The following is a 362-nucleotide window of genomic DNA, read 5'->3' as shown; positions in this document are numbered from 1 at the left end:
ATAGAAATTTTATTCTGCAGTGACTGAACAGCTTGAGCAATTGCAGGAAAGTCTTGGGCCTCACCTAAGTTACCCGCGAATAAAATAGTAAAGAACGCACCGTCTGGCTGCAACAATGATGTGATTGGGAAGGAACTTTTAGAAAACTCATCCTCAGCCCAACTTGGAAAATATACCAATCGCTCAGAAGGCATATCACGTGTACAGTAACGTTTGACGCTTTCAAGGAAGCCGTGAGATTGAAGCAGTAAATAATCAGCACGATTATAGATCCAAGAAACCAATTTCCCTACTAACGAAAGCAGCGCTGTATTTTTTAAGACCCCTACAGCTCTAAGTGTCTCAGGCCAAAGATCAAGTAC

General features: G+C 42.0%; 1 pseudogene. It reads right to left on the bottom strand.

What is annotated here, in order from left to right:
- A pseudogene (locus AC0L3B_RS38680) lies at window positions 1-362 on the bottom strand (glycosyltransferase family 4 protein); the annotation flags it as partial.

It is taken from the genome of Bradyrhizobium sp. Kon56, assembly GCF_055807635.1.
Note: the sequence above shows the minus strand (reverse complement) of the source record. Positions and strands in the feature narration are given on the sequence as shown.